The sequence below is a fragment of the Candidatus Cloacimonadota bacterium genome (genome assembly GCA_012516855.1).
In the GTDB taxonomy this organism is placed as follows: Bacteria; Cloacimonadota; Cloacimonadia; order Cloacimonadales; family Cloacimonadaceae; genus Syntrophosphaera.
Genome location: JAAYWB010000051.1, coordinates 1 through 4,563, shown reverse-complemented (window position 1 = coordinate 4,563; position 4,563 = coordinate 1). Strand labels below are relative to the sequence as shown.

Sequence of the window (4,563 nt, the reverse complement as noted above, 5' to 3'; positions counted from 1 at the left end):
TGTACACTGGATTCCGGGTCAAGCCCGGAATGACGTGGATTTAGGGCTGGGTGGTGGTTGTTTCTGGATTCCGGGGCAAGCCCGGAATGACGTGGAATTTTGTGGACGGGTATATATGTTGTTAAGGCTAATAACAAGGTGAAGAGCCATAAATACTTACCCACAGCAAAGTCCTGCCAGTGTCCTGCCGGCCAGGCCCTGAACGCCCGTTTCCATCCCCCTCCCACGCACCGCGTATAATCCTCGCATCAAGTGCGGCTATTGTGCGGGAGGCACATCCGGGACACAGGAAAAGGCCTTAACGGCCAATCAGCATCGATTCGCTGTTCAGCGGGGCTTGATTACTGCCGCCGTCCGGGTTGGAAACGCCGGGTTTTATCCACCCGGCTTGAAAGGGAGCCTTCTTTTCCGCAAAAAAATCGCCGCCCATGAAGGACGGCGTTTTATGCTTGGAATCAGCTTAACTCAATGGGGGTCGCGCTGAAATCTGTTGCGGTTGTACATCTGCTTTTTGGCCTTGCGGCATTCCGGGCAGCGCTGGGGCTCGTTGGCCAAACCCTTTTCCTTGTAAAATTCCTGTTCGCCTTCGGTGAACACGAATTCGTTCGAGCAATCTTTACAAACCAATGTCTTGTCTGGCATGGGCTTTCTCCTTTTTGTTCGGGACGTCTGACATTCGGGTTTGAGGCTCTCCCAGAACAAAAGGAATAGGCTCATGGAATGTTAATCCCTGTTTGATGCGTAAAATCTTCAGGGTCTGCATTCTGTCAATCTTTATTTTTCAGAAAGTGGTTTTGTCCACAAAGTTGAAGTTGTTGATCAGCATGGTGGGGATGTAGGCGTAAAGGAATGGCAGTTCCTGCTTGCCCAGGGCCAGGATGCGTCGCGTGGCGTCGTGCGGGATTTCGTTGAAGCGCAGGTTGTTCACGGCGTTTTTCACCTTCCCGTCCTCGAAGTAGAGCACTCCGTCGCGGGTCATTCCCGTGAATTCCCCCGCTTTGGCATCCACGGTGCGGATATACCAGAAGCGGTTGATGATCAGGCCCCTCGGCACCAGCTTCATCATCTCTTCCTCGCTGGCTTTGCCGCCGGGGACGAAATAGTTGAAGAGCATTTGCGGCTGGGCGTTCTTTTCTTTGGCCCAGTGCCGGTTCGTGGGCATGTTTTGCAGGATTCCGTTCTCCACCCAGCTTATTTCCCTGCTGACGATGCCTTCATGGTCAAAGGGACGGGCGTAGAGCCGGGGCTCCTTCAGGGTTGAGCGCAGCGAGAATTTTTCCCCGAAGAAAGGCTGCCCCAGTTGGCCGGTGTAAGGGGTGAAACCCTCATCGCTCTGGCGCCGGTTCATCATCCAGCCCATGTAGAGCAGCAACTCGCCGATCGCGCCGGGGCGCAGGATAACCGGGATTTTGCAGGCATCGAAATCTTTCATCGTGAGCAGGCTTTCCGCCTGGGAAAGCAGACGCCCGAACTCCTGTTCCAGCGAAAACGAGGCAAAATCCTTGGCCTCGTGGGAAACCTTGGTTTCCACGTTTTCCTTTTTGAGGGTCATGGAATGGCCGAATTGGGTTAAGGAATCGCTGCCCGCAAAGCCGTTTTTGGTGAAGAGGCAGTATTCATAGACGTGTTTCTCGGTCATTCCGGAAACCGTGGCTCCGTAGGCTTTGGCCTTGTCGATGGCCTGCTGCACGATTTCCACCATCTCTGCCGGCTCCAGTTCACGCGTGGAGGGATCGCTGTTGTTCACATCCGGAAGCGTTTGCGCGCCCGTGCTGGGCAGGTATTCCGGGTCGGGGCGGTTGAGCTTGGCGATGTCTTCAGCGGTTTTAACCAGATAGGCAAGCGTGGCCTCATCGTCCTGGTTCACGCTGCAGGAACCTGTCCGCTGGCCGAAGGCGACCTCCAGAGTAATGTCCAGCCTGGGGCCGGCGATGTGCTGGGTGATGCCGTTCTGGGCGAAGCGGGTCTGGTGGTTGTCGCTGGCGCTGATGCTGAGGCTGTAATCGTCAGCCTGGCAGTGGCTGCGGATGTATTTTTCGATTTGTTCGAACTGCTTGTTCATTGTGAACCTCCCACGCGGATGTTACGGAATCTGGCGGTCGCGGCGCCGTGCGTCATGCGCGCCGACTGGCTGGGCTGGCCCTTGCCGCAGTTGATAACTCCGAAAGGCCGCCAGTAGCGTTCGTCGCAGATGGCGTCACAACTGTTCCAGAATTCCGGGTTGCAGGATTTGTAAATCACTTTCTTGACAGGACGGAACAGCTTGCCGTTCTTGATTTCCCAGAAGAAATCGCCGCCGAACTGAAAATTGACCCGGTGCTGGTCGATGGAAAAGCTGCCCTGGCCCTGGATGTAAATTCCGTCCTCGGTATCGGCGATCAGCTCGGCCGGGCTGAGTTCCCTGGTGCCGGGCAGCAGATAGAGGTTGGGGATGCGGTTGATGGGCTGATCAGAATAATAAGTGGCGCGGTTGCAGCCGCGGGAATACTCCAAACCTATTTCCATCGCGGTGTCGCGGGTGCTGCCATATTCGTTCAGGATGCCGTCTTTGATGATGTGCCATTTCTGGCCGGGGACGCCGTCGTCGTCAAATCCAAGCGTGGCCAGCCCTTCGTTGAGGGTGTTGTCGCCCACGAAATTTACGATCTCGCTGCCGTAGCGGTAGTTTTTCAGCTTTTCCGGAGTGGCAAAGGAGATTCCGGCATAGTCAGCTTCCCAACCCAAAACGCGGTCCAGTTCTGTGGCGTGTCCCACGCTTTCGTGCATGGTAAGGCCCAGGTGGACGGGGTCCAGGATCAGCGTGCGCCGCGCTTCCGGGCCCAAAGGTTCGGCTTTCACCTTGATCAGGGCCTCTTCGGCGATCTGCTTCGCTTTTTCCGTCAGGTTCAGGCTTTCGATCCATTCCCAGCCGGTGGCTTTGCCGCCTTCGTTGAAGCTGCGGCTCTGGCTGTCGCCTTCGTAAACCGCCGTGGCGGTTATCATTGGCGTTATCCACTGCGTGTTCAGCTCCAGGCGGGTGCCCAGGGTGGAGCCAAAGAACTTATCATCCCTGTGCATCACCAGATAGAACATCGCGCGTTTCACGCCTTCAAAGGCCAGCATGGTGCGGTTCACCTCCAGCATCAGCTCCACCTTTTCCTTCATCGGCACGTCGCGGGGATCGATCTTCACCGGGGTCTCGTATTTGGCGATATAGCTGCGTTCCGGGGCCAGGCGCAGCTTCTTGTCCTTGTTCACCGAGGCTGAGAGGGCGGCGATTTCCGCGGCGCGGCTCACCGTCTTCAAAACAGCCTCATCGCTGAAAACGTTGGAATGGGCGAAGCCCCAGGCCCCATCCCTGAAAAAGCGGATCCCGTAGCCGTAAAGAACTTCGTTGGACGTGTTTTTAAGGCTCAGGTTCTGCAGATAGATCACCACATCGGTGGTCTTCTGAACGCGGATGTCGGCATATTCAGCGCCGAGCCGCTCCGCCGCGTTCATGGCCAGATCGAGATACTTCATCAATCCTCCCAATTTGGATTTTGGCTTGGTTGTGCCGCCTTCAGACTGTGCAACCTGCCTTCCAATCCAGTATAAAATCCCCGCCCCCGCCTGTCAAGCCGGATTTTTCCTTTGACAGAACGGCCCGCCTCCGCCAAGCTATCCCGGTCGGCCAACCGGCTGAAAACATTACGGTTAACAAGGACACACGCGATATGGAATGCCCCTTCTGCGCCATCAAACCCGAACAGGTCCTGCTGGAAAACGAACATTTTGTCGCCATCCGCGACATTCGCCCCATCTCGCCAGGACATTGCCTCATCGTTTCGCGCCGCCACGCTCGCGATTTCTTTGAGCTTAGCGCCGCCGAAGCCGCTTCCCTGCACGGTCTCAGCCTTAAGCTGCGCGGGTTTCTGGAGCAGGAACACCATCCCGACGGATTTAAGCTGCTGATGAATTGCGGCGCCGCCGCCGGACAGAGCGTGTTCCATTTCCACCTGCATCTGATCCCGCGCTACACCGGCGACAGGAAGAATTTCCGCAGGCTGGTGGCCTCGCTGGGGGAAGTCCTGTAACCCTGAATCCACCGATATATTGAGCCCGAAATGTTGGGATAAAAACCAACCCATTGCTCCTCTGGCTGTTTGAGGGCGTCTGACATTCCCCGTTATTCATGGTCTATACAAGGCCAGACGGGCAAGCGCATTGTTTTGATCGGCTCTTTTTCAAATCGGGCAGGTGAGCCCGGAGGGCGGCAAAGACAAATTCACGGATTTATTCATCTGCGAAATCCGTGAAATCTGTGTGAAACTCTCTTTTATTCGCGTAATTCGAGGATGCCCTGTTTTACAGGGAAATATGCCGGACGCGGGTCCCGGAATCCGGATTCTCCGCGTCCAATCCTGTCTCAACCCCTCCCGGCGAGGGAGGTCATTTCAAGACGGAGTAAGAGAGTTTTCGAACTGGTTACATCGTCTCAACCCCTCCCGGCGAGGGAGGTCATTTCAAGAGCCTCGATTTTAGCCCTTTAGCAGAGCGGGTTTGGGACCCCATTTCCGTGAACCTCCTCTGACCCGGGCCTGA

General features: G+C 56.0%; 4 protein-coding genes. 1 reads left to right on the top strand and 3 read right to left on the bottom strand.

All coding sequences use genetic code 11. The annotated features are described in order from the left end of the window. Positions 1–465: 465 nt before the first annotated feature. From GX466_04790 to GX466_04780, 3 genes are all read right to left on the bottom strand, one after another. Positions 466–642, bottom strand: coding sequence for a cytochrome C551 (locus tag GX466_04790; protein NLH93519.1), 177 nt, complete (start codon positions 640–642; stop codon positions 466–468). A 139-nt stretch (positions 643–781) separates the two neighbouring features. Next, positions 782–2,062, bottom strand: a complete 1,281-nt coding sequence (locus GX466_04785) for a TldD/PmbA family protein (protein ID NLH93518.1) — start codon at positions 2,060–2,062, stop codon at positions 782–784. Continuing rightward, complete coding sequence (locus tag GX466_04780) at positions 2,059–3,501, bottom strand: TldD/PmbA family protein (protein ID NLH93517.1); 1,443 nt, start codon at positions 3,499–3,501, stop codon at positions 2,059–2,061. Before GX466_04780 ends, GX466_04785 begins: the two co-directional genes overlap by 4 nt. Before the next feature lie 194 nt (positions 3,502–3,695). On the opposite strand from GX466_04780, the gene GX466_04775 reads away from it, so the two are divergent. Continuing rightward, positions 3,696–4,055 (top strand): HIT family protein, encoded by a 360-nt coding sequence (locus tag GX466_04775; GenBank protein ID NLH93516.1) that lies wholly within the window; start codon positions 3,696–3,698, stop codon positions 4,053–4,055. Positions 4,056–4,563: the final 508 nt, after the last annotated feature.